Source organism: Arthrobacter hankyongi, from assembly GCF_022012395.1.
In the GTDB taxonomy this organism is placed as follows: Bacteria; Actinomycetota; Actinomycetes; order Actinomycetales; family Micrococcaceae; genus Crystallibacter; species Crystallibacter hankyongi.
On sequence record NZ_JAKLTQ010000011.1, the window covers coordinates 111,705 to 138,008 of the forward strand.

The window sequence follows — 26,304 nt, forward strand, 5'->3', positions numbered from 1 at the left end:
ACCCCGGGATCGTATGTTAGGCGGCGGTGATGCGGACCGGCAGTGATTCGAATCCGCGGAGCACGTTGTGCAGGATCGGCACCGGCGCCCCCTCGGGTTCGATGGTGGCCACGCGTTCGAGCAACTGCTGCAGGACGATCTCCATTTCCAGGCGCGCGATCGGCTGGCCGACGCACTGGTGCAGTCCCATGCCGAAGGCCACGTGGCCGGAGGCGCTGCGGTCGAGGTCGAACTCGTCGGCGTTGTCCCCCCACTTGCGCGGGTCACGGTTGGCGGCGCCGATGAAGACCAGCACCTTGGCACCGGCCGGGAGCTTCACCCCGCCGAGTTCGGTGTCCACCGCCACGGTGCGGTGGAACTTCTGGAATGGCGATTCCACGCGCAGCGCCTCGTCCACGGCGAACCTGGCCAGCTTGGGGTTCTGCCGCAGCCGTGCCCAGGCCTCGGGATAGCGCGCCAGCACCGAGAGGGTGTTGCCGATGCCGAAGACGGTGGTGTCGACGCCGGCCGAGAGCAGTGCGCGCACCAGCAGCGTGGCCTGCTGTTCGGTGATCAGCCCGTCCCGGACCCGGTCCCAGATGCGCGCGCCGAAGCCGGTGTCGTTGAGGTTCTCCCGTTCGCAGTTGCGCATCACGGCAGCGGCGTGTTCGTCGCCGTGCGCGAAGGCCTGCTGGAAAATGTAGTTTTCCGGCCCGAAGGCATTGAAGACCATGTTGCCGTAGGGCAGCAGGTGTTCTCGGCCCTCGTCGGGGATGCCGACGGCGTCCGGAAAGACCCGCAGCGGATACTTCTCCGCCAGGTCGGTCACGGCGTCGAAGCGGTCACGGCGGGCCAGCTCCTCGGTCAGCTCGACGGCCGGCGGGGTGAAGGGCTCGCGCAGGGCCCGGACCGTGCCGGGGTTGATCACCCCGGTCAGGGCCCGGCGCATCACGGTGTGGATCGGCGGGTCCGATTCCAGGATGCTGGGCGGACGCCAACCGGAGTCCTTGCGGATGTCGCGCGGGCCGAGGCCGCCGGAGGAGATGTAGGTTTCGAAGTCGGTCAGGACCTCGTAGACCTCCTGGTACCCGGCGACGGCGTAGCTGCCGGTCGTTTCGAGCCAGGATACCGGGCCGGCATCGCGGAGCCGGGCAAGGAAGGGATAGGGGTCGAGGATATTGGCCGTATCGAAGGGATCGTCGGCCAGTACGGTTGGTTCGTGCATCATGGCGGTCAAGACTGCTCCTGGAACGTGCGGGCTATGGGCTAGAGATCGAGGACAAGCCGCGGACATCCGGCGGCGGCGCGGGACACGCAGACGAGCATGACCTCGCCGGCCTCGCGGTCCTCCTCGGTCAGGACGGAGTCGCGGTGTTCCGGCTCCCCGGAGATGATCTGCGTCTCGCAGGTTCCGCACAGGCCGCCGCGGCAGGAGGACAGTACCCGGATGCCGACCTCCTCGACGGCTTCGAGGATGCTCTTGTCGGTCGGCACGGTCACCGTGGTGCCGGTGCGGGCCAGTTCGACCTCGAATGCTTCGCTGGCCGCGCCGGCCCCGAGGGATGAGGCAACGAAGCGCTCGGTGTGCAGGGCCCCCGGAGGCCAGCCCATGCAGCGCTCCTCGATGGCGCCGAGCAGGCCCGAGGGTCCGCAGGCATAGACGAGCATGTGGGCGCGGGGCAGTCCGAGGATGGCATCGAGGTCCATGCGCCCGGTTTCGTCCTCGGCGATGATCTGGATCCGCTCCGGTCCGTAGCGCTCGAGCAGCCGGTCCGCGAAGGCCATGGTTGCCCGGCTGCGCCCGCCGTAGACCAGCCGCCAGTCCTTTCCGGCCCGCTGGGCGGCTTCGAGCATGGGGATCAGCGGTGTGATGCCGATACCGCCGGCGACGAACAGGTAGCGGCGGGAGTCCAGCATCGGGAAGTTGTTGCGCGGTGCCGAAATGGTCAGCGGGCTGCCGGGCAGCAGTTCATGGACCGCCTGCGATCCGCCGCGGGAATCGGGCACCCGGAGCACGCCGATCCGCAGATGGTCCAGCTCCTCCGGGGACGAGCACAGGGAATACTGGCGCACCAGGTCCCCGCCGAGGTGGACGTCGACGTGCGCCCCCGGCTGCCACGGCTGGAACGGCTCACCGTCCAGCCGCCTCAGGACCAGAGACACCACCTGGTCGGCGACGGTCTCCACCTGGTCGATGACGACGTCGATGGTCGCCATTGCCGTTTCGGTCGTCGCTGCTGCCGTTGCGGTCATCGGTACTCACTTCCTTGCTGTGGTGTGCCGGCAGCACGGTGCCGGCGGAAAACTCGATCGGGCGGGGGTGTGCGTCGGGGCGCCCACCCCCGGGGCTAGACTTCCAAGCCCAGCCGCTTGCGGTCGCGCTGCTGGTTGATGAATAGCATGGACAGGATGCCAGCACCGACCATCATCGCGCCGGTGAGCACGAAGGCGTGCTCGTAGCCGGCGGCAGGGGTGGATGCCGCCCCGATCAGGATGCCCACGATGGCCGGGGCCAGCAGGCCGCCGCTGGTCAGGATGGCGTTGCCGTACTGCAGCATGGCCCCGCGCTGGCCGATGGTGGTTGTTTCGGCTACGACCAGGTAGGTCAGCGCGAAGATCGAAGGGGCGGTGCCGAAGCCGAACATAAAGCACACGATGGCCAGCCACGGCTGGTCGGCCGTGGTACCGGCCAGCACCATCAGTCCGGAGAACAGCGCGGTGGAGCCGAGCACCAGGCCACGGGAATAGCGGGTGCGGATGCCGCGGGCGCCAAGCATCTGGGTCAGCCAGCTCAACCCGACGGTGGCCACGGTGCCCCAGATCGCGGGCAGCGCGATCAGCGAGCCGCCCTGCTGGGTGCTCATGCCCATCACCTTCTCGAAGTAGGCCGGCAGCCAGGTCATCGCGACCGTGAACGTCCAGTAGGCCAGGAACGCGGTGAGCACGGACAGCAGCCAGCTCGGCGTGGCGAAGGAACGCCAGTACGAGATCTTCCGGTCCGCCGCGGCCAAGGCCTGCTCGCCGGCTTCTTCGCCGGCGGCGATGCCCTCGATCTCGCGTTCGGCCCGCAGCGAAGTGTAGGGGCCCTCCTTGCCGATGAAGTACCAGGCCGCGGCCCAGACGACGCCGATGAAGGCCAGGAAGACGAACGTGGACTTCCAGCCGAATTCGGCGGCGATCCAGGCCAGCACCGGGGCGAAGACCACGATGCCCAGGGTCACGCCGGCGGATGCCAGGGCGGCCGGCGTGGCGCTCTTGCTGCTGGGGAACCACTTGTACACGGCGTGCATGGTGATCGGCGCCAGCGGGCCCTCGCCGGCACCCAGCAGCAGGCGGCTGGCCCAGAGGGCCGGCAGGGAAGCGAAGACGAAGATCGGCACCTGCGCCACGGACCAGACCAGGCACAAAACCAGCAGGATCCATTTGGAACTGATCCGGTTGGCGATCGGTGCGGCGACGAGTTGGGCGACGCCGAAAAGCACGAAGACGGCACTGCCGAGCAGGCCGAACTGCTCCGGGGTGATGCCCAGGGCTTTCATCAGGGGCACGGCGACGATGCCGAGGATGGCCTTGTCCGCCCAGCTGATCATCATGAGGATCAGCAGGAAGACAGTGATGATCCAGCCGCGCCGGGCGCGGCGGCGGGCCTCCCAGTGTGCCGGATCCGCGGGGTCGACATTGACCTGCGGGGCAAGGCGGGTTGAGTGGATAGCCATAAGAAATCCTGTCTGGAGCGACGGCGGTCACCGCCGGCTGTGACGTGAAATACGTGAGTTCGATGCTAGGTGTCCTGCGCCACAGCCAAGGTCTTGTTTTCCATCCAACGGAAAGATTGGCCGGAGCGGACCTGAGCCGCGGCCGGTGCCGTCCGTCAGCCGGCGGTCCCGAGCCGCCGGGCGATGCCGCGCGCCGCGATGTTCAGCACCGGAACCACTGCCCCGAGGGAGGCCGGGCGGCCCCGGGTGACCACGCCCAGCGCAGCAGCCAGCTGGTGGTTCGGCAGGAGCACCGGCACGGCGATGCCGAAATTGTCCGGTCCCGCCTCCTCCAGGGTGGTCGCATAGCCCTGCGTCCGCACCTGTTCCACCTCGGCGGTGAGGATCTTTGGATCGGTGATGGTGCGCGGCGTGTGCGGTTCGAGCCGGGCGGCTGCGGCCGCAAACAGGCCCCCGGGCCCGAAGGCGAGCATGATTTTGCCGGCCGCGCTGCCATGGAGCGAGAGCCGGGCCCCGACGCGCCGGAACGGCGTCCCGGCGCCGGTGCCGGACATCCGCTCGACGAGCAGGACCTCGTCCCCGTCCAGGATGAAGAGGTTGACAACGTTCTGGGTGACGAAGAGCACGTCCTGCATGAACGGCGCGGCGACTTCGGCGATGTTCTGCTGCGCCGGGGCCAGCAGGCCCAGGCGCCAGATCCGCTGGCCGATCCGGTACAGGCCGCGCTGCTTCTCCAGCCCGCCCCAGACGACGAGCTCCCCGGCCAGCCGGTGGGCGGTCGCCACGGGCAGCCCGGCCCGGCGGGCCATCGCACTGAGGGTCTGGGCGGAATGTTGGGCATCGAAGGTGCCCAACAGGGCCAGGGCCCGGGACGTCACGCTTGCGGGCGCGGCGGACGCAGCGCCGTCTTCTGCGGCTGGAACCGGCCTGTCCGGCCCGCGGTCTGCGCGTCTGCGCGGGGCAGCGTTGGCCATACGCACCGTCCTTTCCGCCGGCGCCCCGGCAGATGCGGGCGCCGCCACCGTCCAGTTTAATGCGCGGCTCAACGAACGATGCCGGGGCGCCTTGAGGTGGAAGGCGGCCCCGGCATCGCGGGCCCGCTACGCGTTCTGCTGGGCGAATACGGAGCCGCGGTAGGCGGCCAGGCCGCCGTCGACACGGATGTCGGAGCCGTTGACCCAGGCGGATTCGGGGCGCAGCAGGAAGTCGACCACGCGGGCGATATCCTCCGGCTCGCCGAAGCGGCCTACGAGCTTGCCGGCACCTTCGACCTTGTCGCGGCCGTGGTCCTGCTTGAAGTCCTCGAGGATCGGGGTGGCAACCGGGCCCGGGCTGACGCTGTTGACGCGGATGCGGCGTGGCAGCAGTTCGGCAGCCAGATGCTCGGTGAGGAAACGGACGCACTGCTTGGAGAAGAGATAGGACTCTGCGGTGATTTCCTCGTCGCCGGCCACCGCATCCAAGGCCGACTCCTGGTCTTCGGCGAGGGCGACTTCTGCACACCGGTCCCTGACCGTGCGCCACTGCACGCCGACGTTGGAGGCCAGATTGACGACGGCGGACCCTTCGGCCATAAGCGGTGCGAGGGCGCGGACCAGCCCGCGCACGCCGAAGACGTTCACCGCCAGTACGGTGCGCCACGGGGCGGTGCCGGGGACACCGGCAATGTTGGCCAGGCCGGCAACACCTTGTGGAGCGGCTGCGGCCACGGCGGCCGCGGCCGCTTCCACGCCCGCGTTGGTGGAGAGATCAGCCTGGATGAACACTCCGTCGAAGGCCGTGGGTGCGTTGCGGTCGATACCGATCAGCGGCGCACCGCGTCCGGCCAGGACCTGGGCGGTGCGGGCACCGATACCGGAGGCGACTCCGGTAATGACGATGGGCAGCTGGTCGGCGGCCATGGGTAACTCCTTGGGGTAGGACGTGATGTGCTTCACTCCATGGTGGCAACCTGCAGGCGCCGCGGTCGGGCGTCTTTCCATTGGATGGAAAGCGCTGTGCGCGATGTGACGCAAACCATGAACACTGGAGGGGATCTTCCCCATGCCGAAAGGACCTTCCCATGACGGCGACCCATTACGACGTACTGGATCCGGCAACCCTCCAGATCGTGGGCCAGGCCCCCGAGCACACCGAGCAGGACGTGGCGGTAGCTGTTGCCGCCGCCGGCACCGCCGCTCCCGCCTGGGCCGCCGACCGCGAGGCCCGCCGCGGTGCACTGCGCGCCTGCGCCGCACTGATCCGGCGCGACCTGGACCGGCTGGCCACCCTGCTTTCCCGCGAGCAGGGCAAGCCAAAGACCGACGCCGCCGGCGAGTTCACCGTGGCCGCCGGCTTGTTCGAGTATTACGCGGACCTGGCCTGGGATGAGATCGAGCCGCTGGCTCCGCGCGCGGACCGCACCCTGGAGGTGCACTACCGGCCGGTCGGCGTCGTTGGCACCGTCACCCCGTGGAACTTCCCCATCTCGCTGCTCTGCGTCAAGCTGGCCCCCGCCTTGGTCGCCGGGTGCACCGTGGTAGCCAAGCCATCGCCGTCGACGGCGCTGTCTACCATCGCCCTGGTGCAGCTGCTCAACGAGGCGCTGCCCGCAGGCGTGCTGCAGGTGCGCACCAGCTCCCGCCGGACCGTGAACGTCGCGCTGAGCACGCTGCCCGGTATCCGGAAGATTTCGTTTACCGGCTCCACGGAGGTCGGCATCGCCATCGCCCAGCAGGCCGCTCCCACGGTCAAGCGCGTCACCTTGGAGCTTGGCGGCAACGACCCCGCGATCGTGCTTGAGGATGCCGATGCCGAGATCACTGCCCGCGGCATCGTCGGCAGCGCCTTCCGCAATGCCGGCCAGGTCTGCATGGCCGTCAAGCGTGTGTATGTTCCGCGCAGCCGCCGCCACGAGCTGGCCGAGGCCATCGCCGCCGAGGCCGCCCGGCACGTGGTCGGCCACGGGATCGCTGCCGGCACCACCATGGGTCCCATGCACACCGCCTCCCAGCTGCAGCTGGTCCGCGGCCTGGTCGATTCCGCCGTCGGCTCCGGTGCCCGCGTGATCACCGGCGGCACCCGCGGCTGCGACCTGCCCGGCCATTTCCTGTCGCCGACCGTCGTCGTCGACGCCGAACCAGGCATGGACCTGGTCGATCAGGAACAGTTCGGCGCGGCCCTGCCGATCGTCGCCTATGACGACCTCGACGCCACTGTGGCCCAGGCCAACGCCGGCGAATTCGGGCTCGGGGCGTCCGTGTGGAGCCCTGATGCCGCACGTGCCCACGCCGTAGCCTCCAGGCTGGAGGCCGGAACCGTCTGGATCAACCAGCACACCCTGGTCGAGCCCGATGCGCCGTTCGGAGGCTGGAAGGCCTCCGGCATCGGCCGCGAGCGCGGACGGTGGGGCCTGGACGAGTACCTCGAGACCCGCGTCATCAATGCCCGCGCGCATTCCTAGAACCATCTGCTTTCTTCCGAAGGACATCACATGAGCGTCGAACTGATCACCCTGGGCACTGCCGCCGGCCCGGCCATCCGCGGTCCGGAGAACGGCATCTCCAGCGCCCTCGTGGTCGACGGTGCCTTCTATATGGTCGACTTCGGGCTCGGCTGCACCCGTGCTGCCCATCAGGCCGGGCTGCGCGGCAAGGACCTGGCCGCCGGCTTCGTCACCCATCTGCACTCGGACCACGTGGTGGAGCTGCCCGGCTTCCTGCTGTGGAACTGGGGCAGCCCGGTGGATGGTTTCACCGCTCCGGTCTCGATCCTGGGCCCGGGCCGGGACGAGACCCATCCAGCCGGCGACAGCCTGGCCGGTACCAGCGAACTCGTGGCACACGCCTTGAAGGCGTACTCCTACGACATCGACATCCGCGTGCACGACGAGGCGCGTCCGGACTTGGCCTCCCTGCTGCGCACCGTAGACCTGGCCACCCCGGCCCACGGCTCGGCGGACGCTGCCCGCCCGTTCGACGTCTACGAGGACAGCCGGGTCAAGGTCACCGGCATTCTCGTGGAACACCCGCCCGTCCGCCCGGCCCTGGCCTTCCGCTTCGATACCGATGCCGGTTCGGTGGTGTTCTCCGGCGACACCGCCGAGTGTGCCTCCCTGGCCGTGCTGGCCTCCGGGGCCGACGTGCTGGTCCACGAGGCAGTGAACCTGGACTTCTACGCGGGCAAGGGCTTCGCCCCGGCGTTCCTGAACCACCAGCAAATCTCCCACACCACGCCGGAGGGCGCCGGCCGCGTGGCCGCCGCCGCCGGCGTCGGGCGCCTGGTGCTCTCCCACCTGGCCGGCCGCGCCGAACCCGAGTGGTGGAGCAGCCGCGCCTGCGCCTATTTTGACGGTCCAGTGGACGTGGCTGCCAGCGGGCAGCGTTTCGCCGTCGGTGCCGCCTTGGCATCCGCAGTCTAAGCTGTGGGACGGCCCGCCCTCAAAGAGGCACGCCCCGCGGCGGACACCGCGGCCTCGCACGGCGCTTGGCTGGCGGTCCTGGCCGCAGGCATCGCAGCCGCGATGCACATTTGGAAGCTGCCCGGAGCCCTGGCGGTGGTGCAGCATGACCTGTCACTGACCCTGGTGCAGGCGGGCCTGCTCGTGGGCGTGATCCAGGCCGCCAGCATCGCTGGCGGGCTTCCGGTCGCCTTGGCCGGAGAGGCTTTCGGGCTGCGGCGCATGCTGCTGCTCGGTCTGGTGCTGCTCAGCGCAGGCTCGGTGACGGGGGCTCTCGCTCCGGACGTCGTGCTGCTGCTGGCCTCCCGGGCGCTGGAAGGCGTCGGGTTCCTGCTGGCAGTGGTCGTGGCACCGGCCCTGATCCGCCAAGTCGCCCCGCCACGGCAGCTCAATATGGCGCTGACCGGCTGGGCCACCTTCCACGGTGTGGCTTCGCTGATCGGGCTCGCGGCCGGGGCCTTCTTTCTCCAGGCAGCGGGCTGGCGCCCCTGGTGGCTGGCAATGGCGGTGCTCACGCTGGCGCCGGTCCCGTTCATTCTGGCCCGGGTACCCGCAGACGGTGCTGCCCGGGCAGCGCAGTGGCGCGATTCGGTGTGCAAGGTCCGGCGCACCGTCGCCACAGTCCGGCCTTGGCTCACCGGGATTGTCTTCGCCTGCTATACCGCCCAGTGGATGGCGCTGCTGGGCTTCCTGCCCTCGATCTACCAGTCCAGCGGACTGACCGGTGTCTGGCCCGGACTGCTGAGCGCGGCAGTCGGCGGCGCCAACGCCATCGGCGCTGCAGCTGCCGGCCCGCTGCTGCAGTGGGGAACCACCGAGCGCAAGATCGTTTTCTGGACCTTCCTGGCCATGGCGGCAACGTCCTGGGCGACCTTTGCCGTCCGCTGGGAGAACCTCGCGGGAGGTTTCGCCGTCCAGTTGCTGCTGATCGTGGCCTTCTCCGCTGCCGGCGGCCTGATCCCTGCCGCCCTGACCCGGTACTCGGTCACCATTGCCCCGCCGGGCGGCTCGGTCCCGGCTGTGCTGGGGCTGACCCAGCAGGTCTTCAACGTCGGCAACTTCGCCGGCCCGATGGTCGTGGCCGCGCTCGCGGCCGCCACCGGAGGCTGGCACGCCACCTGGTGGATGACCTGCGGGCTCAGCATCCTGGGCATTGCCCTGCTGCCAGCGCTCAGCCAACCGCAGTACCGGGACGAACATGGGCGGGAACTGGAACGCATGTAGGGGGCTGCCGCCTGTGGGGGAGCGGCCTGTCGGCGTCCCGGATCCGGTACCAAGTCGGCGGACCGTTGGCGTGGATCCCTTCTCCTCGGCCGAAAGGTATCGGCTCCGCAGCCGTCCGGGTGTCAGAATCCTCACATGGCCAAGGAACGCAGAGAACTGAAGAGCGTTGGATATGAGATCTTCATCGGTATCCTTTCGATCCTGTCGATCCTCAATCTTGTGCTCTTGTATGTCGCGCAGGAGAACTCGATCGAGACCGTGCTGACGGTGATGAACGCCCTTTTCAGCGGGATCTTCCTCGTCGACTTCCTTTACCGGATCGCCACCGCGCCAGCGGCGGGCGCCTATTTCTTCAAGCACTTCGGCTGGGCCGACCTGCTGGCCAGCCTGCCTTTCGCGCAGTTCAAGATCCTGCGCGTGTTCCGGCTGGTCCGGGTGTTCCGCCTGCTCCGCGAGGTCGGCATCCGCACGGTCGGCCGCACGCTGAGCAAAGACCGGGCCGGCAGTTCCCTGTACATCCTGCTGCTCATGGGCATTTTCGTACTGGAATTCGGAAGCCTCTCGATGCTCCGCGTCGAGCAGGGCGCCCCGGGGGCCAACATCAAGACCGCCTCGGACGCCCTCTGGTACACGATCGTCACGATCTCGACAGTTGGCTACGGTGACCAATATCCGGTCACCAATGCGGGCCGTCTCATTGGGTCAGGCGTCATCGTGATTGGTGTCGGCATCTTCGGCACCTTCACCGGTTACCTGGCCAACTTCTTCCTGTCCCCGAAGAAGAATCCCGCACCGCCGGTCGACGCGGCCGACACGGGTGCCGAGACGGTCGAAGGGCTCCAGTTGCGTCTGGAAGAGTCCGAAGCCAAGCTCGCCGAGATCAGGAAGCTGCTTGCCGAGCCGGACAGGTGACCGTCAACAGAGTCCCTGCTTGGATGTTTCTGCACGGTTGTATTTGCCACCGCGTACCTACGATCCGGACCGGTCCGAGGGGCCCGCGAACCATGTCGGTGTTCGTTGGTTCTCTTTCACCCGCATTGGGTGAAGACTGCCCCCAATGGAAGCGCTACGGTGGCGAACGACCAGTGAAGGAGAAGAGGTGTTCAACTGTTGCCGCAGGTGCACCAAACCTGTTCTCTCGCTCCTCTTGGCGCGGCCGCCTGCCGGGGAGGCGGCTTTTAGCCGGATGATGGCCGGGTCCGTGCCGGATTGCCGGGAATGAGCGGGCCTGCCGCGCCGCCGGCCAGCATCGATCCGGTCGCCGTGATCCGTTCCAGGCCGTACATTGCTGCGCTCTTGTTGGCAGCGGTACTGGGCGTTCCCATCTCGATCATTGCGTACGCTTTTCTCGCTTTGGTCGCGACGCTCCAGCGGTTCGTCTTCGTCGGGCTTCCGGATCAGGTCTTCGGGGGTCCTGCTCCTGCGTGGTGGCCGGTTCCATGGTTGGTGCTGTGCGGGCTGTTGACGGCGCTGACCATCCGTTTTTTGCCGGGAACCGGAGGGCATTCACCTGCTTTCGGATTCAAGACAGGCGGCGGTCCGCCCAGCGGGCGGGAATTGGCGGGCATCGTTCTCGCGGCGCTGACCACGCTCAGCCTGGGTGCGGTGCTCGGGCCCGAGGGGCCGTTGATCGCGATCGGTGGCGGCCTCGGGGCGTTGGCGGTGCACCTGGTGAAGAAGGACGCTCCGCCGATGGCCCTGACGATCATAGCGTCGGCTGGGAGCTTCGCGGCGATCAGTACCCTGCTCGGGTCTCCGGTGCTCGGTGCATTCCTGATCATGGAGGCCGCCGGGATCGGGGGAATGACGCTGAGCCTGATGGCCTTGCCCGGACTGCTCGCATCCGGCGTCGGGGCGCTGGTGTTCGTCGGCTTGGACGGCTGGACCGGGTTGGGCAGTTTCTCGCTGGCGCTGCCCGTGGTGCCGCCTGCGGTGCCGCCGACGTTGGCGACGATGGGCTGGGCCGTGATCATGGGCGCGGCCGGTGCGCTGTTGGGATGGTTGATCCGCTGGGTCGCGCTGTCGCTTCGACCCATCGTGCATCTGAACCGGGTGTTGGTGACGTCTGCGCTCGGCCTGCTGATCGGTCTTACCGCAATGGTGTACCAGATGGTCTCCGGGCACAGCTTTACGCAGGTGCTGTTCTCGGGGCAGGACGCACTTCCGGAGCTGGTGGAACACGCCGCGGACTACTCGCTTGCTGTGTTGCTCCTGCTGATCGTTTGTAAGACCGTGGTCTACGGGCTGTCGCTAAGCGCATTTCGTGGTGGGCCGGTGTTCCCGTCGATGTTCATCGGTGCGGCGCTCGGCATTGCTGCGAGCGGGTTGCCCGGAATGGATCCCGCGGCAGGGATCGGCATGGGCATGGGAGCCATGTGCGCAGCCATGCTGCGGCTGCCGTTGACGTCGACGCTGCTGGCCACGCTGCTGCTGGGAGTGGACGGTGTGACCGTAACACCCCAGGTGGTGGTGGCCGTGGCGGTGGCCTTCGTGATCATCAATGTGCTCCCGGTCCCGGACCCGAGGTCACCCGTGGCGCCTGACGATGCCGGTGACGTCCGGCGGCGGGCTCCCTCGAGTACCGGCCATGCAACCGAAACCGCGAGCGCGGGCCGTTCGAACGGACGGGACCGGCGGATCGCCTGGTTCTTCATCATCGGCTCGAGCCTGTTCGCCTTGGGGGCGGTGCCGCCATACGCCGAGGCCGTGGGACTACGCGTGGATGCGGTCACATTCTTCGTCGGTTCGCTGTTCTTCACCTGTGCGGCGTTCCTGCAGTACCGCGAAGCCGTTGACGCGCTACCGGCTGTGGGTGCCTCGCTGCGCCGTTCGTTTTGGGTATGGGCGCCGCGGAATCTCGGCTGGCTCGCGGCCGCGGTTCAACTTGCCGGCACGCTGTGGTTCAACTGGAGCACGGGAAACGCACTGCAGCTCAATCTCAGTGCGGCGCTGGCCGACCAGCGGGTGTGGCGGCCGGACGCTCTGGGTTCAATCGCCTTCCTCGTGTCCAGCGGTGTGGCGTTGCGGGAAGCTGGTCTCGGTGCCATAGCCGGCCGGCCCAAGCCTCGGACCTGGAATATCGGAATGATCAATCTGGCCGGCTCCGTCGCGTTCGGCATCTCGGCTGCCGCCGCTTTTGTCATACCGTCGAGCGGCGATCTCTGGAACGCCGAACTGTCCAACCTCGGCACCCTCGTGGGAGCCCTGTGCTTCCTCACCGGCGCGATTCTGATGCTGAATCCAGAATCCACCGACGCCTCGGTTCCGGCGAACCGGGGAACTGAACCGTAACCCTCTTCAACAGTCCCTGAAGGAGAAGTGATGTCAGTAAATTCCCAGCCAACGGATGCCGACGTGGCGCTGTTCGGCAATCGATTCATCACCCAGGAGGTTCCGAGCCGCGAGTTTCCGGAGACCGGTATTCCTGCCCAGGACGCTTTGCGGCTGGTGTCGGAGGATCTGGCGCTGGAGGGTGACCCGGCCCGGAACCTGGCGACCTTCGTGACGACATGGATGGAGCCGCAGGCCCAGCAGATCATCGCCGCGAACCTTCACCGCAATTTCATCGACCACGCCGAATATCCCCGCACGGCCGAGATCGAGCAGCGCTGCATTCGGATGCTCGCCGACCTCTTCCACGCGCCCGGCGAGACGACGGGGGCCCGGACCCAGGGATCATCCGAGGCGATCATGCTCGGCGGTCTGTCCCTGAAGTGGAACTGGCGCAAGCGCCGCGAGGCCGCCGGCGCGTCGACGTCGAACCCGAACCTGGTCTTCGGCGGCGACGTGCATGTCGTGTGGGAGAAGTTCTGCCGCTACTTCGACGTCGAGCCGCGGATCGTGCCGCTGCGGCCGGGGAAGTACACGATCGGCCCGGACGACGTGCAGCCCCATGTCGATGAGAACACCATCGGTGTCGCAGCCGTGCTGGGTACGACGTTCACCGGGCACAAGGACGACATCGCCGGCATCAACGACCTGCTGCTGCAGATCAAGCGTGAGCGAGGCCTTGATGTTCCACTGCACGTGGACGGGGCCAGCGGGGGGTTCGTCTGGCCCTTCCTCTACCCGGACTCAGCGTGGGACTTCCGGCTCGAGCAGGTCCGCTCCATCAATGTCTCCGGGCACAAGTTCGGACTGGTCTATCCCGGCATCGGCTGGCTGGTCTTCCGGGAGACGGCCGACCTGGCCAAGGACCTCGTCTTCGAGGAGAACTACCTCGGCAAGACCGACTCGACCTTCACCCTGAACTTCTCCACCGGCTCGGCGATGGTTCTCGCCCAGTACTACAACTTCGTGCGCTATGGCCGCGCCGGTTACACCTACATCATGCAGAACATGCAGGCCAATGCCCGCGTCCTCGCCGAGAAGTTGGACGCCATGGGCCGGTTCGAGATCATCGGCCGCACCGAGGAGCAGCTTCCCCTGGTCGCGTTCCGGCTCGCCGCCGAAACCGGGTACGACGAGTTCGACATTGCCTGGCAGCTTGCGGCCGAGCGCGGCTGGATGGTGCCGGCTTACACTTTGCCGCCGAATGCCCAAGACGTGACGATCATGCGGGCGCTGGTCAAGGAAACGCTGAGCCGCGAGCACGTCGACACGCTTGCCCGCGACATCGAAGAGGCGTGTTCCACGCTGGCCAAGAAGGGCGGCGCGCACGAATCCGAGCGAAACAAGATCGTTACCGGACCCGGCCATTGACCCGGCGCAACGGTGACGCACCGGGCCCGATATATCCGGCCGGACTCCGGCGGCGCACCCGCCGGAGTCCGGCCGGCGCGCCTGTTCTTCGATGAATCGATCCCCGTACCGCACTGTCGGCACCGGGACGGTGCCGCGCTGGCTGTCAACGTCCTGGAGTGCCGGCCTCGGCCGCCGGTAGCCGCCGCGGATGATCGTGGAGCTCCATGGCTTCATGGATCTGCAGGGCAAACCACAGTTGCGCCAGCGTGGAAGTCTCGGTCATATCGAGGCCCGTCAGCTCGCTGATCTTCCGGATGCGGTAGATGATGGTCTGCCGATGCGCGAACAGCGCCGCGGCCGTCTTCTGCCAGGACCGTTGTGAGTCAAGGAACGTCTTCAGCGTGACGATGAGGTCCCCGTTTTCTCCCTGTTCGTACGCGAAAATGGGTCCGAGGAGCCGCTGCACCAGTGCGTTGCCTTCCTCGAAGCTGGTGAGCCCGAGCCACGAGGGCCCCTCGGCATAGCGGACCAACCGCTCGCCGGTGCTCGATGCCGTCCCAAGTGCCCACATCGATTCCTGAAGAGCCCTCTGCACACCAGCGGCCGTGCAAGGCCGGCTGATCCCGATCCTCACATCCGAGGGGACGGCATGACGCAGCAGCTCGTCGGTGCATTCTGCCGCGACAGCCAAATGCATGGTATTGAACCTGCGCTGGCACGCCGCCGGGTAGCCGTGCCGCCACAGATCAACGTGGACTCCTGCCAGTTGCTCTCCGTCGTCGCTGGACAGGGAGACGATGAGGAACTCCCGCGATGGAATCCCGAACTCGGGCAGCCGGCTTTCAATGCCGGCTATGCCCAGGCGCCCGTCAAAGGCCTGCAACAGGAACTCCGCGCCCAGCCGGCGCTGGTTCTCGAGGGACAGCACCGTCCGCGACAGTTCCAGGCCCAGGACTGTGGCCGCATGCAGCAGCACCACCGCATCCGGGTGCGGCTCGGATTTCGGCAGCACCACCAGCAGCGCGTTGGCATGGGTCGGAACATCCATCATCAGCAGGTGGCGGTCCCCGAAGCGGTGCCACTGGAACTTCTTGCTGGCTACCGGCGACTTGCTGGTCAGCGGTTCAAGTTGCTGCCTGAGCACCGGCGGCAATGCCCGGCTTCCGGGATGCCAGGCGTGCAGGCAGCGTCGATCAACCACGAACAGGCTGGCGTCGAGTTCGGCTTCGAGGCCTTGGACCAGACGTAGCCAGTTGTCCTCAGATGGCCCGGCCAGCCGCAGCAGGTCATAGATGCGGGCCGTCTGCCGCAGTCTGCGCGATTCCTCCAGCAAGGAAGACTCGGCGACCGAACGGGCGATGGCGATGAACGGAAGCGGGTAGGGGATGCTGATGAGTGGCAATGGCAACCGGTCGCAGGCTTCGATGAACTGGGGGAGGAGTTCAGGGGCATGCATCTGCTCGCCGATCGCCAGGGCACTGGCACCTGCGTCGACCAATGCCTCGGCAAGTGCGACCTGCCCCTCGGGATCTGCCGGAATGGAGAGCCCGTTGGTCATCATGAGCTCGCCGCCGGTCACCCATTCCCACAAGCGTGGGAGGTCGGAGGTGTGGGCCCACGTGACCCGGTTGTCCAAGCCGGCGGAGCCCGCCAGCAGGCTCAAACCCAGCTGGGGCTCGGCCAGCAGTTCGGCCACGGTGATCGCCATGCGTGGTTCCTGTCCATGAGTCCGGAGGCCACCCCCAGCCGCTTATACATATGTATAAGCTCCTCGGTGATTTGTAGTCAATCGACTCATATGCCACGTGACGCCGATCACCAATAGTTAAGGCATAGACCTCGACCGGCGCAGGAGCTCAGTACGGAGACAACATCTGCGGGCCGGCTGTAACCAAAGCAATTGGAGGACTCCTGTCATGACCACGCACCAGCCCATCGGTCCCGTCGACGCCACGAAAGTCCCACGCTTCGCGGGCCTGGGCACCTTCGCCCGGCTTCCCCAGATTGACCGCGTGCCGGACTACGACATTGCGATCGTCGGCGTACCGTTCGACGGCGGCACCTCCTACCGCCCCGGCGCCCGCTTCGGGCCGGCGGCAGTCCGTGAAGCGTCCCGGCTGCTGCGCCCCGGCTACCACCCGGAGCTCGACGTCGAGCCAGTGTATGAGGCCCAGGTTGTCGACGCCGGCGACATCGCCTGCACTCCCTACGACATCGCCCGCGCAGTCCGCGAGATCGAGGAGCAGGCCCTCCCGCTTCTCGGCGGCGCCGGCTCGGGCAAGCGGCTCATCTCCGTCGGCGGCGACCACACCATTGCGCTCCCGATGCTGCGGGCCTTGAACAAGGTCCACGGTCCGGTGGCCCTGCTGCACTTCGACGCACACCTGGACACATGGGATACCTATTTCGACCAGCCGGTCACGCATGGGACCATCTTCCGCCGGGCGTTCGAAGAAGGCCTGCTGGTCGAGGACAAATCGATGCATGTGGGCATCCGCGGCCCGGTATATGACCGCAACGACTTCCTGCGCGACCACGAGTTCGGCTTCCAGATCATCCGCTGCTCGGACCTGGACGTCATCGGAGTTCCGGCCGCGGTCCAGCGCGTCAAGGAGCGGCTTGGCGACACCCCGGTCTACGTCTCCATCGACATCGATGTCCTCGACCCGTCCTACGCGCCGGGCACCGGCACCCCGGAAATGGGCGGCCTTCACTCGCGCGAACTGCTGGCGCTGCTCCGCGGACTTGACGGAATCAACATCGTGGGCGCCGACGTCGTCGAGGTTGCCCCGGCCTACGACCACGCAGACATCACCACGGTCGCCGCGGCAACCCTGGTCTTCGACCTCCTCGCCCTGATGGTGAACCGCAGCAAGGCCTCCGCCACCGTCACCCCGGACCTGGAATCCGCCACCGTTTGAGCCGCAATGGCCGCGCATCGCCCCAGGTTTGTACATCTGTATGAACAGGATCGCGGTGTATAGTCAATCGCCGGATTCCGCCTGTGGCGAATATCACGAATGATTGTTATATCAGCTCCCGTGCTCGATGAAGCGCCGGGCAAGAACAAAGAGGTTCCCATGTACTACTGGAACGCGTCATGAGCGATCACCCCACCCACGCCGTCGCGGCCGAGGTGCCCCGGCTCGAGGACAAGACCATCCAACCCATCCCCGCCGACGAGCGTCACGGAAAAGCCCGGGACCTCTTCACCATCTGGTTCGGTTCCAACATCATGATCATGACCATCGTGACCGGGGGACTCGCGACGACGGTGTTCGGACTCAGCTTTGTGCCCGCCATCGTCGGCATCATCATCGGGAACCTTGTCGGTGGCATCTTCATGGCCCTGCATTCGGCCCAAGGTCCGCAGCTGGGCGTGGCGCAGATGATCCAGACCCGCGGACAATTCGGCTCGTACGGGGCACTGCTGATCGTTGTGATCGTGGTGGTCATGTACGTCGGGTTTTTCGCGGCAAACCTGGTCTTTGGCGGCGAAGCACTGGCCGCAGTGAACCCGGGCATCAGTGTTGACGCAGGCATCATTGTCATTGGCGTCGTGAGCGTCGTTGCCACCATCTTCGGCTACCGGCTCATCCACGCCTATGCACGCATCCTGAGCATCGCGGCCGGTCTGGCGCTGGTGCTGGCCTTCGTCTGGATCCTGGCCGTGCAGGGATTGCCGGCCAGTTTCCTGGACCAGGGCAACTTCAACTGGGTGGGCTTCATGGGGACCATCTCCGTCTCCGCCCTGTGGCAGCTGGCCTATGCTCCCTACGTCTCGGACTACTCCCGGTACATGCCGCAGGGCACCGGCTCGGCCCCGGCGTTCTGGGCATCCTACTCAGGCTGCGTCCTGGGGACCCTCTTCCCGATGATCCTGGGGGCCTTGGTGGGAACGTTCGCCCTGACCCTGATCAACGATGGCAGCAACGTCGAAATCGTCGGAAGCCTCGGAGCCCTGCTCAAGCCATGGACCATGGCGGTGATCGGAATCTTCTGCCTGGGCGTTGCGGCGTCGAACGCCATGAACCTGTACTGCGGGGTCCTGTGCACCCTCACCATTGGGCAGACGTTCCGGCCCAACTGGTTGCCCCGCGCCAAGACCCGAAGCGTTGCAGCGATCATCATCTTTACGTTCGCCCTGATGATCGCGCTGTTCGCGCGCGATAATTTCATCTTCTTCTATCAGAACTTCCTCTTCTTCCTGATGTACGTGCTGGTTCCCTGGACGGCCATCAACCTGGTCGACTACTACCTGCTGCGTCACGGCGACTACCGGGTTGAAGACTTCTTCCAGCGCGACGGAGGGGTGTACGGCAGGTTCAACTGGGTAGCGATCGGAGCCTATGTTGCCGGCGCACTGATCCAGATTCCGTTCTCGGCAACAGCGGTCTACACGGGCCCTCTTGCGGCAGCGATGGACGGCGTGGACCTCTCGTGGATTGTTGGCCTGGTGGTCGTTGCACCGCTCTACTACTTCGCGGCACGCATGTTCCGGAAGACGCCGGATGCCGCCCCCTTTCGGCCGCCCACACCCGCAGCCGACCTGATTGACGCACCGCGGGCCTAACGCCCACCCCGGGCAGACACCGCCCACCCCCACAGGAACTCCCCGCGCCGGGACCGGCGCAGAAAGCAAAGGCTGAAGATCATGACACTCACTGGCATCGAACGATTCACCGTCCGCCGCTCTTCCACGGAGCAAAGCTGCGCCGGCGTTTTGCCTCCCACCGGACACTTCATCGGCGGCGCGTTCGTACCCGGCTCGTCGACGCAGTTTATCGACGTCGTCGACCCCACCACGGAGCAGGTCATCGCATCCGTGCAGGCAGGCACTGCCGCGGATGTGGACGTTGCGGTTGAAGCGGCCGTGGCGGCGCAGAAGTCCTGGGGCGCCACGACACCGAAGGAACGCTCCGAGGTGCTCTCCCTGATTGCCAACATCATTGAAGCCAACCGGGAAGCTTTCGAAATCATCGAGTCCACCAACACCGGCAAACCGCGGGCCGTCGCGGAGGACGATGTCTCCAGCACCATCGACACCTTCCGGTTCATGGCGGGGGCTTCCCGCACGCTGACGTCCATGGCAGGTGGCGACTACGCCACCGGACATACCTCGGTCATCCTCCGGGAGCCGGTCGGCGTCGTCGGGGTCATCACGCCCTGGAACTACCCGCTGCTGATGGCTGCGTGGAAGATCGCCCCCATCCTGGCGGCCGGCAACAGCATCGTCCTCAAGCCTTCGGAACAGACTCCGCTCTCCACTCTGAAGCTGGCAGAACTTGTCGCCGGACGCATTCCCGATGGAATTCTCAATATCGTGACGGGACAGGGCCGGACTGTTGGTCAGCGGCTCGCCGAACATCCTGAGATCGCCCTCGTTGCGCTGACCGGAAGCGTCGTCAGCGGACAGGCAGTGGCCGAGACCGCCGGCCGGTCCGTCAAGCGCGTCCACCTGGAGCTCGGCGGCAAGGCCCCTGTGGTGGTCTTCCCCGATGCCGACCTCCGCGCTGCCGCCGCCGGCGTGCGAAACGCCGGCTTCTGGAATGCCGGGCAGGACTGTGGCGCCGCCTGCCGCGTGCTCGTCCACGAGTCGGTGGCCGAGGAGTTTACCGAGCACCTGGTGCGGGAAGTCGGCACGCTCGTCGTCGGCGCCCCAGGCGCAGGGGACGACGTCGAAATCGGTCCCATGATCTCGCGCCCGCACTTCGAACGCGTGAAGGAATCGCTGGCGGAGGCAAAATCTGCCGGTCTCCAGGTGGCCATCGGCGGCTCGGCGGTGGACGGCCCCGGGTACTTCATTGAACCCACGGTGATCAGCAACGTACCGGCCGGGGCGCACATTGCTACCCATGAAATCTTTGGCCCCGTCGTGACGGTCGAGTCCTTCAGCACCACCGAAGAGGCCATTACCCGGGCAAACGAGAGCCCCTACGGCCTTTCTGCCTCGGTCTGGACGCGGGATTCGGGCCTCTCGCTCAGCGTTCCGAAGCAACTCGATTTCGGCACCGTCTGGGTCAATTCACACCTGGTGCTGGCTTGCGAGGTTCCGTGGGGCGGCTTCAAGGGATCCGGCTACGGCCGCGACCTCTCGCTGTATGCCCTGGACGATTACTCCCGCACCAAGCACGTCATGATCAACCACGGCGCTTGAGCGTTAAGACCAGCATCGGAGCGTAGCAATGACCACCACGAACCAGCACCACACCGCGTCGCCGGCGCGCGCCGCAACCCCGCCTGCTCCCTTCGGGACAGACGTCACCTGGACCAACTGGGGCGGCAACCAGAGCGCCACGCCGGCCTTCACGGTCCGGCCGCGGAATGAACAGGAGGCACTCGACGCCGTCCGGTTCGCCATCCGCGAAGGCCTGCCCGTCCGCGCTGTCGGCTCAGGGCACTCGTCCTCTCCGCTGGTGCAGACCGGCGGCGTCCTGCTGGACATGTCCGCACTCTCGGCCATCACCGGAACCGACCGCACGCTGCGTCGGGCGAGGGCCCTGGCCGGCACCACCATCAGCGCCTTCGGCGATCCGCTCTGGGAGCAGGGGCTGGCCCTGGGCAACCAGGGCGATATCGACAAGCAGCAGATCGCCGGGGCACTTTCGACCAGCACCCACGGCTCCGGAAAAAACCTGGGCAGCTTCTCATCCAACCTGCGCTGGGTCAGGCTGATCAACGGCTACGGCGAGATCGTCGAGATCGGTGAAGGGCAGCTGCGCGAACTCCGGGCCGCCCAGGTCGCTTTGGGGACGCTCGGGATTTTCCTGGAGGTCGAGCTGGCGGTCGAGGAGCGCTATTACCTGCAGGAGGAGATCACGTACCCCACCTGGACCCAGACGGCGGAAACGTGGCAGGCCGACATCGACGGGAACCGGCACTACTCGTTCCTCTGGTGCCCGGAGGACGGTTCCTGCGAGCTCCTGGACCTCCCCGGTTCACCGGGCCAAGGCATGGCAGACCGCAGCTACACCAAGCGGTACAACATCGCCCAGGTCCGGGACGAACGCGAGATTTCCCGTACGGAGGGTGCCCGGCTGGACCGGTCTTACCGCATTTACCCGGGTGGATTCACCACACCGTTCCATGAACTCGAGTACTTCGTTCCCAACGAATACGGTTTGGCAGCCTTCGAGGCTGTCCGGGACCTGATCCGCACCAAGCATCCCGACCAGAAGTACCCCGTTGAGGTCCGCTGGGTGAAGGCCGACGAGGGTTACCTGTCCCAGTTCCAGGGGCGCGACACCACCGTTATTACCCTGACCACCGAACCGGGGACCGACTACTGGCCCTTCTTCCGGGATGCAGATGCCGTGCTGCAGGAATTCGAGCCGCGCGCTCACTGGGGAAAGATCCACTTCATGACGCGGAGCCGCCTGGAGCGCCTCTACCCGGAGCTTGACACCTTCATCCAGGTCCGCCGGGAGTTCGATCCCCGCGGCATGTTCCTCAACGACCACACCCGGGCCCTGGTCGGCTAAACCAGCAATCCCGGTGCCTGCCCCCGGACCCGTGTCCGGGGGCAGGCTTTCCACCCTCCGATATTGACGGCGAACACCTGAACCTACGAATTCGATGCGGGAAAAGAAGACATGAGCCATTTTCAGGACAGGGCCTACCTTGTCACAGGCGCCAGTTCCGGCATCGGACTGGCAACCACCCGGGCCCTGCTGGCGCAAGGGGCGAGGGTGGCCGCCGTCGGGCTGCCTGACCGGTTGCTTGAGGACGCACGACGCCAACTCTCGGGCACCGTGCTCTTCGTCGAAGCCGACGTCTCGGTGTCCCGGCAGGTCGACGGTGCCTTCGCCCAGGCGGAAGCGGAGTTCGGTCCACTGAGCGGAGCCTTCAACGCCGCAGGGATTTCCAGTGTGGCGCCCATCGCCGAAACGTCCGACGAGCTGTGGCAGCGACTGGTCCAGGTGAACCTGACCGGCACCTTCCACTTCGCCCGGGCGGCGGCGAGAACGCTCACAGCCAACGGCGGTGGATCGCTCGTCTGCACTGCCAGCGAGCTGTCACTGGTCGGCCAGGCCGGCTACACCGCCTACACTGCGACCAAAGGCGGCGTGCTGGCGATGATGCGGTCGCTGGCCGCCGAACTCGCACCTGCAGGCGTCCGGGTCAACGCACTGTCGCCAGGCACGACGGATACGCCGATGCTCGCGGCCGAGTTCGCGAACGAAGCAGAACGCGCCAGGGACGAAGCCTCCGTACCACTTGGCCGGTTCGCCCTGCCTGAGGAGATTGCAGCCGCGGCGCTGTGGCTGCTGGGTCCTGAATCCTCATATGTCACGGGAACAAACCTTGTCGTCGACGGTGGCCGGACGACGACCTTTCCACTCGGGCATTGAACCTCAGAGTGAGAATCGACAGGAGCGAACATGACATTCGATAAGGGCGGATGGAGACAGGGGGCGGCCTGCGTGGCCGCATTGACCTTCGACGTCGACGCAGAGTCTCCGATCCTGGCGGCCGGCCGCCGCTATGCGGACAATGCGATGGCGATGACCCACCAAGCATTCGGCCCCAAAGTGGGTGTTCCCCGGATTCTCCAAATGTTGGACGATCTGCAGCAACCGGCCACGTTCTTCATTCCCGGCGTCACCGCAGAACGATATCCCCACATGGTGGAACAGGTCCTGGAATCGGGTCATGAGATCGCGCACCACTCACACACCCACCGCACCGCGGTGAACATGACTTTCGACGATGAGCGCGCCGATTTCGATCGGGCGCTTTCCGCACTGGGGCGCTTCGGCATTTCGCCACGGGGGCATCGCGCCGCACTGTGGCAGCCCTCCTGGCGGACTCCGTTGCTGGTAGCCGAGTACGGGCTGAAATACGATTCCAGCTTGATGGATGCGGACGTCCCGTATCTCATTGAAACCCCCGCGGGGACAGTTGCGGAACTGCCCCCGCATTGGAGCCTGGACGACTGGGAGCAGTATGCCTTCCTCCCGGAACCCAGGATCGGTGAAATCATCCAGTCGCCGCTGGTCGTCGCTGACATGTGGATCCACGAGATCGACGCCATGCGGCGTCATGGCGCTCTCTTCATGCTGACCTGCCATCCGTTCCTCACCGGGCGGGCAGGACGGCTGGAGGCGCTGCGGACCGTCATCGAGGCAGCCCTGGAACGAGGCGACGTCCGCTTCTCGACGTGCGCAGCGCTCGCGGAAGCGGCACTCGGTGATCCTGGTCTGGTTGCCGGGCCCCTCAATCCAGTTACCGCGTCCGAGGAACTGTATCCGGACTACTGAGCCGGGGGGCCGTGACGGCCATGGCGTATCGAGAAGCTCCTGGCAGGGGTCGATGCCGCACCGGCGCGGCCTGCCTCGTCAGGCCTGTCCGGAAGGTGTCGGCCGGGGCGGGAGGTCCAGTGTGGCGGGGCCCTGGATGACGGTGCCGTCGGTGGCGAACCGGGAGCCGTGGCACGGGCAGTCCCAGGTCACGTCGTCCGGGTTGAACTCGACGATACAGCCGAGGTGGGTGCAGACGGCCGAGACGGCCCGGAGCTGCCCGGCCGGGTCCGCGTAGACGGCGGTCTTCTCCCCGTCCACTTCCATGACCGTTCCCTCGCCCGGCGCGAGGTGGACGTGGCCGGACCGGTCGGCAGGCTCGGTGGCCGGCCCGGCGGCCGGGATGGTGGCGCTCTTTGCCATGGACCGTTCCGTGGTGGCCATTGGAGCGGCACGGCTGCTGTCGAATACCGCCGCCCAGGGGTTGTCCTTGCCGCTGAGCGCGTCGGTGAGCATCAGTGCCGCGGCCGTGCCGTTGGTCAGGCCCCACTTGCGCAGGCCGGTGATCACGTAAACATGCCTGGCCTCCGGGGACAGGCGTCCGACATAGGGCAGTCCGTCGACGGGGATGCCGTCCTGCGTGGACCAGCGGAAGGCAACCTCGCCGGCGCCGAGGCGCTCGCGGGCGAAGGCCGCGAGCCGGCGGAACCGCCCGGCGCTGTCGCCGCCGTCGGGCACGCGGTGGCCTTCGCCGCCGGCGAGCAGGTAGCCGGCGCCGTCGATATCGACGCCCAGGATGGAGCGCATCGGTTCGTCGACACTGATGAACGTGGCATCCGGCAGGGGAGAAGCCACCGGGCAGGCGACGAGGTAGGAGCGGTGCAGGTAGCACCGGGCCGCGAGGAGGCCCTGGTCGCCGAAGGGCACGTTGGTGGCCACGATGATGTCGCGGGCCCGGACGGAGCCGTGCAGGGTGTCGACGACGGCGGGCGAACCGTCGCGCAGGCCGAGTGCGGGCGACTCCTCGAACACGAAGCAGCCGTCACCGTCCACCGCCCGGGCGAGGCCCTGCACGTATCTCACCGCATGGAGCTGTGCCTGGCCATCGAAGCGCACCGCGCCCCTGACCGTGAAGGGCAGCGGCACGTCGGTGGTGAAGGTGGCGGGCAACCCGAGGCTGGCCGCAAGGTCGGCTTCTTCGCGGACGAGGGCCAGACTGTCCGCAGTTTCGGCGTAGGTGTAGTTGGCCACCCGGCGGAAGCCGCAGTCGATGCCCTCGTCCGCCACAACGCGCGCGATATGTTCGACCGCTGCCTGGTTGGCCTGCCCATAGGTGCGTGCAGTGTCGGGTCCGTGGCTGCCGGCGAGTTCGGTGTAGATGAGGCGGTGCAGCGAAGTCACCTTGCCGGTGGTGTGCCCGGTGACTCCGGTGCCCACCCGCGCCGCTTCCAGCACGGCAACACTCTGGCCGGCGCGCTTGAGGGCCAGCGCGGCGGTCAGCCCGGCAATGCCACCGCCGATCACGGCAATATCGACGTCGATGTCGGCAGCCAGGGCGGGGTAGCCGGTGGGTCCGGCGGTGGCAACCCACAGGGAAACCGGCCGGCCTTCCAGCCGCCCGGGCACCGCGCCTCCGTCCGGCGTAGATCCATCTTGCATCGTCCGGTCCTCCTCACTGATTCAGGGGAAAAGCATATGGTGCAGCCGCGCCGCACTGGCGGTCGTTCCTACCCCGCGGCGAGGCGGCGCAGTCCGGGGCCGGGGTCGATGCCTTCGTCTTCGGCCACGAGCAGCAGCAGGGACCGGCCCTCCTCGCCGCAGGCTCCGCAGCCGGCCAGGTGGGCGTGCATGGCCGGCATGCCCATGTGCTGGTCCGCGAGTACCCGCTCGACGTACTCATCGATCTGCTCGAAGCAGTCGTCGCAGGACAGCCAGGGCTCGGCGGCCAGAGTCAGCCGCAGTGCGGCCTCCGGTGTCAATTCGCGGTGCGGTCCGTTCATGGATTCACCCCCTTCGTGTTGACCGGCGCTAGATAACCGGCGGACGTCAGGTGGGCGCGGAGCCGGCCCCGGGCGTCGTGGAGCGTTTTGTATAAGGCGTTGCGGGTGGTGCCGAGCCGGTCCGCCAGGACATCGATGGGGACGTCGTCCACGAGCAGGGCCAGTACCACCCTGCGCTGATGGGCGGTCAGGACCTGGTCGATGGCGATGCCGACGGCGTGGGAAAAGTCGGCTGCCTCGGCCAACTGTTCGGGGGAGCTTCCGACGGCGGCGGGTTCGGGCAGGAATTCCAAGGGCACCTCGCGGTGGCGCCAGAGGGTGCGCCGGACCTCCACCGCGGCATGCAGGATGCCGAATTTGTAGGCCCAGGTGGTGAACTGGCTGCGGCCTTCGAAGCTCGACAGTTTTCCCAGCACGGAGACCACGGCCTCATCGGCGGCCTGTTGGATGAGCTCCTCCCGCCGGACCTCCCCGATGGCCGGCGTCTGGGCCAGCATCTGCGCTACCTGGTGCCGCGCGGCTCTCAACAGGAGTGCGTGCAGCCGGGCCAGGGCATCTTCGTGCCCCGGTCCCGGTGAGCTGAGCAGTTCCACCCAGTCCTCGCGGAGGCCCGCCATGCGTAGGGGGTCGGCATCGGCCAGTTCGGGGCCGTCCAGGGCAGCCATCGGCCTACTCCTGTTCCCGGTCGTCTGTGAACGGTCCGAGGATCCGGACCGCCAGTTCCGGCGGGCAGCCCCGGTCCACCAGATTGAGCAGGGCGTGGATGTCCACTCCGGGTGTTGCCGCCAGCAGGTGCGCCAGCGTATCAGGAAAGCCGGCCGAGTACAGCAGGCGGCAGCGCCAGGCCGTGATGCTGTCGCTACCGGTTGCGCCGCCCTGGGGACAGGCCGCGGCAGCAGCGCCGGCCGCCGGCGGTACCGCGTGATGGATGGTCATACCGGTTTAGTGTCACCGCGACGCCGCTGTCTTACCGTGGCGAGCCGTTGGATTTGTATTCCATCGGTTGCGGCAGCGGGGTCCCGGTA

Annotated in this window: 22 protein-coding genes; 12 read left to right on the forward strand and 10 right to left on the reverse strand. The window is 67.0% G+C overall.

Annotation, left to right across the window (positions count from 1 at the left end):
* Positions 1 to 16: 16 nt before the first annotated feature.
* The 5 genes from LVY72_RS14875 to LVY72_RS14895 all read right to left on the reverse strand — a co-directional run bounded on the left by LVY72_RS14875 (position 17) and on the right by LVY72_RS14895 (position 5,596).
* On the reverse strand, positions 17 to 1,207 hold the full coding sequence (locus LVY72_RS14875; protein WP_237822226.1) for a cytochrome P450: 1,191 nt from the start codon (positions 1,205 to 1,207) through the stop codon (positions 17 to 19).
* 38 nt (positions 1,208 to 1,245) lie between these two features.
* On the reverse strand, positions 1,246 to 2,232 hold the full coding sequence (locus LVY72_RS14880) for a PDR/VanB family oxidoreductase (RefSeq protein WP_237822229.1): 987 nt from the start codon (positions 2,230 to 2,232) through the stop codon (positions 1,246 to 1,248).
* A gap of 95 nt (positions 2,233 to 2,327) precedes the next feature.
* Entirely contained in the window at positions 2,328 to 3,695 is a 1,368-nt protein-coding gene (locus LVY72_RS14885) for an MFS transporter (RefSeq protein ID WP_237822231.1), read from the reverse strand.
* Between the two features lie 155 nt (positions 3,696 to 3,850).
* On the reverse strand, positions 3,851 to 4,669 hold the full coding sequence (locus LVY72_RS14890; RefSeq protein WP_237822233.1) for an IclR family transcriptional regulator: 819 nt from the start codon (positions 4,667 to 4,669) through the stop codon (positions 3,851 to 3,853).
* Positions 4,670 to 4,795: 126 nt separating this feature from the next.
* Entirely contained in the window at positions 4,796 to 5,596 is an 801-nt protein-coding gene (locus LVY72_RS14895; RefSeq protein ID WP_237822235.1) for an SDR family oxidoreductase, read from the reverse strand.
* A 161-nt stretch (positions 5,597 to 5,757) separates the two neighbouring features.
* Between LVY72_RS14895 and LVY72_RS14900 the strand changes: the two genes are divergently transcribed.
* From LVY72_RS14900 to gad, 6 genes are all read left to right on the forward strand, one after another.
* Positions 5,758 to 7,137, forward strand: a complete 1,380-nt coding sequence (locus tag LVY72_RS14900; protein WP_237822237.1) for an aldehyde dehydrogenase family protein — start codon at positions 5,758 to 5,760, stop codon at positions 7,135 to 7,137.
* Positions 7,138 to 7,167: 30 nt separating this feature from the next.
* Positions 7,168 to 8,094, forward strand: coding sequence for an MBL fold metallo-hydrolase (locus tag LVY72_RS14905; RefSeq protein WP_237822239.1), 927 nt, complete (start codon positions 7,168 to 7,170; stop codon positions 8,092 to 8,094).
* Between the two features lie 3 nt (positions 8,095 to 8,097).
* On the forward strand, positions 8,098 to 9,357 hold the full coding sequence (locus LVY72_RS14910) for an MFS transporter (RefSeq protein WP_237822241.1): 1,260 nt from the start codon (positions 8,098 to 8,100) through the stop codon (positions 9,355 to 9,357).
* Between the two features lie 135 nt (positions 9,358 to 9,492).
* Positions 9,493 to 10,269 carry an ion transporter gene (locus LVY72_RS14915; RefSeq protein ID WP_237822243.1) on the forward strand — a complete coding sequence of 259 codons (777 nt, stop codon included), beginning with the start codon at positions 9,493 to 9,495 and terminating at the stop codon, positions 10,267 to 10,269.
* A gap of 306 nt (positions 10,270 to 10,575) precedes the next feature.
* Positions 10,576 to 12,648: a chloride channel protein gene (locus LVY72_RS14920; protein WP_237822244.1), complete on the forward strand. Its 2,073-nt coding sequence runs from the start codon at positions 10,576 to 10,578 to the stop codon at positions 12,646 to 12,648.
* A 30-nt stretch (positions 12,649 to 12,678) separates the two neighbouring features.
* Positions 12,679 to 14,058, forward strand: a complete 1,380-nt coding sequence (gene gad, locus LVY72_RS14925; protein WP_237822246.1) for a glutamate decarboxylase — start codon at positions 12,679 to 12,681, stop codon at positions 14,056 to 14,058.
* Positions 14,059 to 14,203: 145 nt separating this feature from the next.
* On the opposite strand, the gene LVY72_RS14930 is transcribed toward gad, so the two are convergent.
* On the reverse strand, positions 14,204 to 15,748 hold the full coding sequence (locus LVY72_RS14930; protein ID WP_237822248.1) for a PucR family transcriptional regulator: 1,545 nt from the start codon (positions 15,746 to 15,748) through the stop codon (positions 14,204 to 14,206).
* A gap of 208 nt (positions 15,749 to 15,956) precedes the next feature.
* Here LVY72_RS14930 and speB point away from each other — a divergent pair, with 208 nt between their 5' ends.
* The 6 genes from speB (at position 15,957) to LVY72_RS14960 (ending at position 23,300) form a co-directional block, all read left to right on the forward strand.
* Complete coding sequence (gene speB, locus LVY72_RS14935; RefSeq protein ID WP_237822250.1) at positions 15,957 to 16,961, forward strand: agmatinase; 1,005 nt, start codon at positions 15,957 to 15,959, stop codon at positions 16,959 to 16,961.
* Positions 16,962 to 17,140: 179 nt separating this feature from the next.
* Positions 17,141 to 18,613: a purine-cytosine permease family protein gene (locus tag LVY72_RS14940; protein ID WP_237822252.1), complete on the forward strand. Its 1,473-nt coding sequence runs from the start codon at positions 17,141 to 17,143 to the stop codon at positions 18,611 to 18,613.
* Between the two features lie 81 nt (positions 18,614 to 18,694).
* Positions 18,695 to 20,197, forward strand: coding sequence for an aldehyde dehydrogenase family protein (locus tag LVY72_RS14945; protein WP_237822254.1), 1,503 nt, complete (start codon positions 18,695 to 18,697; stop codon positions 20,195 to 20,197).
* 28 nt (positions 20,198 to 20,225) lie between these two features.
* Positions 20,226 to 21,521, forward strand: coding sequence for a D-arabinono-1,4-lactone oxidase (locus tag LVY72_RS14950; protein ID WP_237822256.1), 1,296 nt, complete (start codon positions 20,226 to 20,228; stop codon positions 21,519 to 21,521).
* 111 nt (positions 21,522 to 21,632) lie between these two features.
* Positions 21,633 to 22,391 carry an SDR family NAD(P)-dependent oxidoreductase gene (locus LVY72_RS14955; protein WP_237822258.1) on the forward strand — a complete coding sequence of 253 codons (759 nt, stop codon included), beginning with the start codon at positions 21,633 to 21,635 and terminating at the stop codon, positions 22,389 to 22,391.
* 30 nt (positions 22,392 to 22,421) lie between these two features.
* Positions 22,422 to 23,300, forward strand: coding sequence for a polysaccharide deacetylase family protein (locus LVY72_RS14960; RefSeq protein ID WP_237822260.1), 879 nt, complete (start codon positions 22,422 to 22,424; stop codon positions 23,298 to 23,300).
* 78 nt (positions 23,301 to 23,378) lie between these two features.
* Here the strand turns inward: LVY72_RS14960 and LVY72_RS14965 are convergent, their stop codons facing one another.
* The 4 genes from LVY72_RS14965 to LVY72_RS14980 all read right to left on the reverse strand — a co-directional run bounded on the left by LVY72_RS14965 (position 23,379) and on the right by LVY72_RS14980 (position 26,215).
* The gene (locus LVY72_RS14965) at positions 23,379 to 24,938 is read right to left on the reverse strand and encodes an FAD-dependent oxidoreductase (RefSeq protein WP_237822262.1); all 1,560 of its coding nucleotides are present in this window, start codon (positions 24,936 to 24,938) and stop codon (positions 23,379 to 23,381) included.
* A 68-nt stretch (positions 24,939 to 25,006) separates the two neighbouring features.
* Positions 25,007 to 25,279: a hypothetical protein gene (locus LVY72_RS14970; protein WP_237822265.1), complete on the reverse strand. Its 273-nt coding sequence runs from the start codon at positions 25,277 to 25,279 to the stop codon at positions 25,007 to 25,009.
* Positions 25,276 to 25,944, reverse strand: coding sequence for an RNA polymerase sigma factor (locus tag LVY72_RS14975; protein WP_237822267.1), 669 nt, complete (start codon positions 25,942 to 25,944; stop codon positions 25,276 to 25,278). The genes LVY72_RS14970 and LVY72_RS14975 overlap by 4 nt, the downstream gene beginning before the upstream one ends.
* A gap of 4 nt (positions 25,945 to 25,948) precedes the next feature.
* Positions 25,949 to 26,215 (reverse strand): hypothetical protein, encoded by a 267-nt coding sequence (locus LVY72_RS14980; RefSeq protein WP_237822269.1) that lies wholly within the window; start codon positions 26,213 to 26,215, stop codon positions 25,949 to 25,951.
* Positions 26,216 to 26,304 lie beyond the last annotated feature (89 nt).

What these genes read in the sequence shown, in the direction of transcription:
- LVY72_RS14875 (WP_237822226.1), bottom strand. Translation starts at nt 1,207, where the DNA reads ATGATGCACGAACCAACCGTACTGGCCGACGATCCCTTCGATACGGCC.
- LVY72_RS14880 (WP_237822229.1), bottom strand. Translation starts at nt 2,232, where the DNA reads ATGACCGCAACGGCAGCAGCGACGACCGAAACGGCAATGGCGACCATC.
- LVY72_RS14885 (WP_237822231.1), bottom strand. Translation starts at nt 3,695, where the DNA reads ATGGCTATCCACTCAACCCGCCTTGCCCCGCAGGTCAATGTCGACCCC.
- LVY72_RS14890 (WP_237822233.1), bottom strand. Translation starts at nt 4,669, where the DNA reads ATGGCCAACGCTGCCCCGCGCAGACGCGCAGACCGCGGGCCGGACAGG.
- LVY72_RS14895 (WP_237822235.1), bottom strand. Translation starts at nt 5,596, where the DNA reads ATGGCCGCCGACCAGCTGCCCATCGTCATTACCGGAGTCGCCTCCGGT.
- LVY72_RS14900 (WP_237822237.1), top strand. Translation starts at nt 5,758, where the DNA reads ATGACGGCGACCCATTACGACGTACTGGATCCGGCAACCCTCCAGATC.
- LVY72_RS14905 (WP_237822239.1), top strand. Translation starts at nt 7,168, where the DNA reads ATGAGCGTCGAACTGATCACCCTGGGCACTGCCGCCGGCCCGGCCATC.
- LVY72_RS14915 (WP_237822243.1), top strand. Translation starts at nt 9,493, where the DNA reads ATGGCCAAGGAACGCAGAGAACTGAAGAGCGTTGGATATGAGATCTTC.
- LVY72_RS14920 (WP_237822244.1), top strand. Translation starts at nt 10,576, where the DNA reads ATGAGCGGGCCTGCCGCGCCGCCGGCCAGCATCGATCCGGTCGCCGTG.
- gad (WP_237822246.1), top strand. Translation starts at nt 12,679, where the DNA reads ATGTCAGTAAATTCCCAGCCAACGGATGCCGACGTGGCGCTGTTCGGC.
- LVY72_RS14930 (WP_237822248.1), bottom strand. Translation starts at nt 15,748, where the DNA reads ATGGCGATCACCGTGGCCGAACTGCTGGCCGAGCCCCAGCTGGGTTTG.
- speB (WP_237822250.1), top strand. Translation starts at nt 15,957, where the DNA reads ATGACCACGCACCAGCCCATCGGTCCCGTCGACGCCACGAAAGTCCCA.
- LVY72_RS14940 (WP_237822252.1), top strand. Translation starts at nt 17,141, where the DNA reads ATGAGCGATCACCCCACCCACGCCGTCGCGGCCGAGGTGCCCCGGCTC.
- LVY72_RS14945 (WP_237822254.1), top strand. Translation starts at nt 18,695, where the DNA reads ATGACACTCACTGGCATCGAACGATTCACCGTCCGCCGCTCTTCCACG.
- LVY72_RS14950 (WP_237822256.1), top strand. Translation starts at nt 20,226, where the DNA reads ATGACCACCACGAACCAGCACCACACCGCGTCGCCGGCGCGCGCCGCA.
- LVY72_RS14955 (WP_237822258.1), top strand. Translation starts at nt 21,633, where the DNA reads ATGAGCCATTTTCAGGACAGGGCCTACCTTGTCACAGGCGCCAGTTCC.
- LVY72_RS14960 (WP_237822260.1), top strand. Translation starts at nt 22,422, where the DNA reads ATGACATTCGATAAGGGCGGATGGAGACAGGGGGCGGCCTGCGTGGCC.
- LVY72_RS14965 (WP_237822262.1), bottom strand. Translation starts at nt 24,938, where the DNA reads ATGCAAGATGGATCTACGCCGGACGGAGGCGCGGTGCCCGGGCGGCTG.
- LVY72_RS14970 (WP_237822265.1), bottom strand. Translation starts at nt 25,279, where the DNA reads ATGAACGGACCGCACCGCGAATTGACACCGGAGGCCGCACTGCGGCTG.
- LVY72_RS14975 (WP_237822267.1), bottom strand. Translation starts at nt 25,944, where the DNA reads ATGGCTGCCCTGGACGGCCCCGAACTGGCCGATGCCGACCCCCTACGC.
- LVY72_RS14980 (WP_237822269.1), bottom strand. Translation starts at nt 26,215, where the DNA reads ATGACCATCCATCACGCGGTACCGCCGGCGGCCGGCGCTGCTGCCGCG.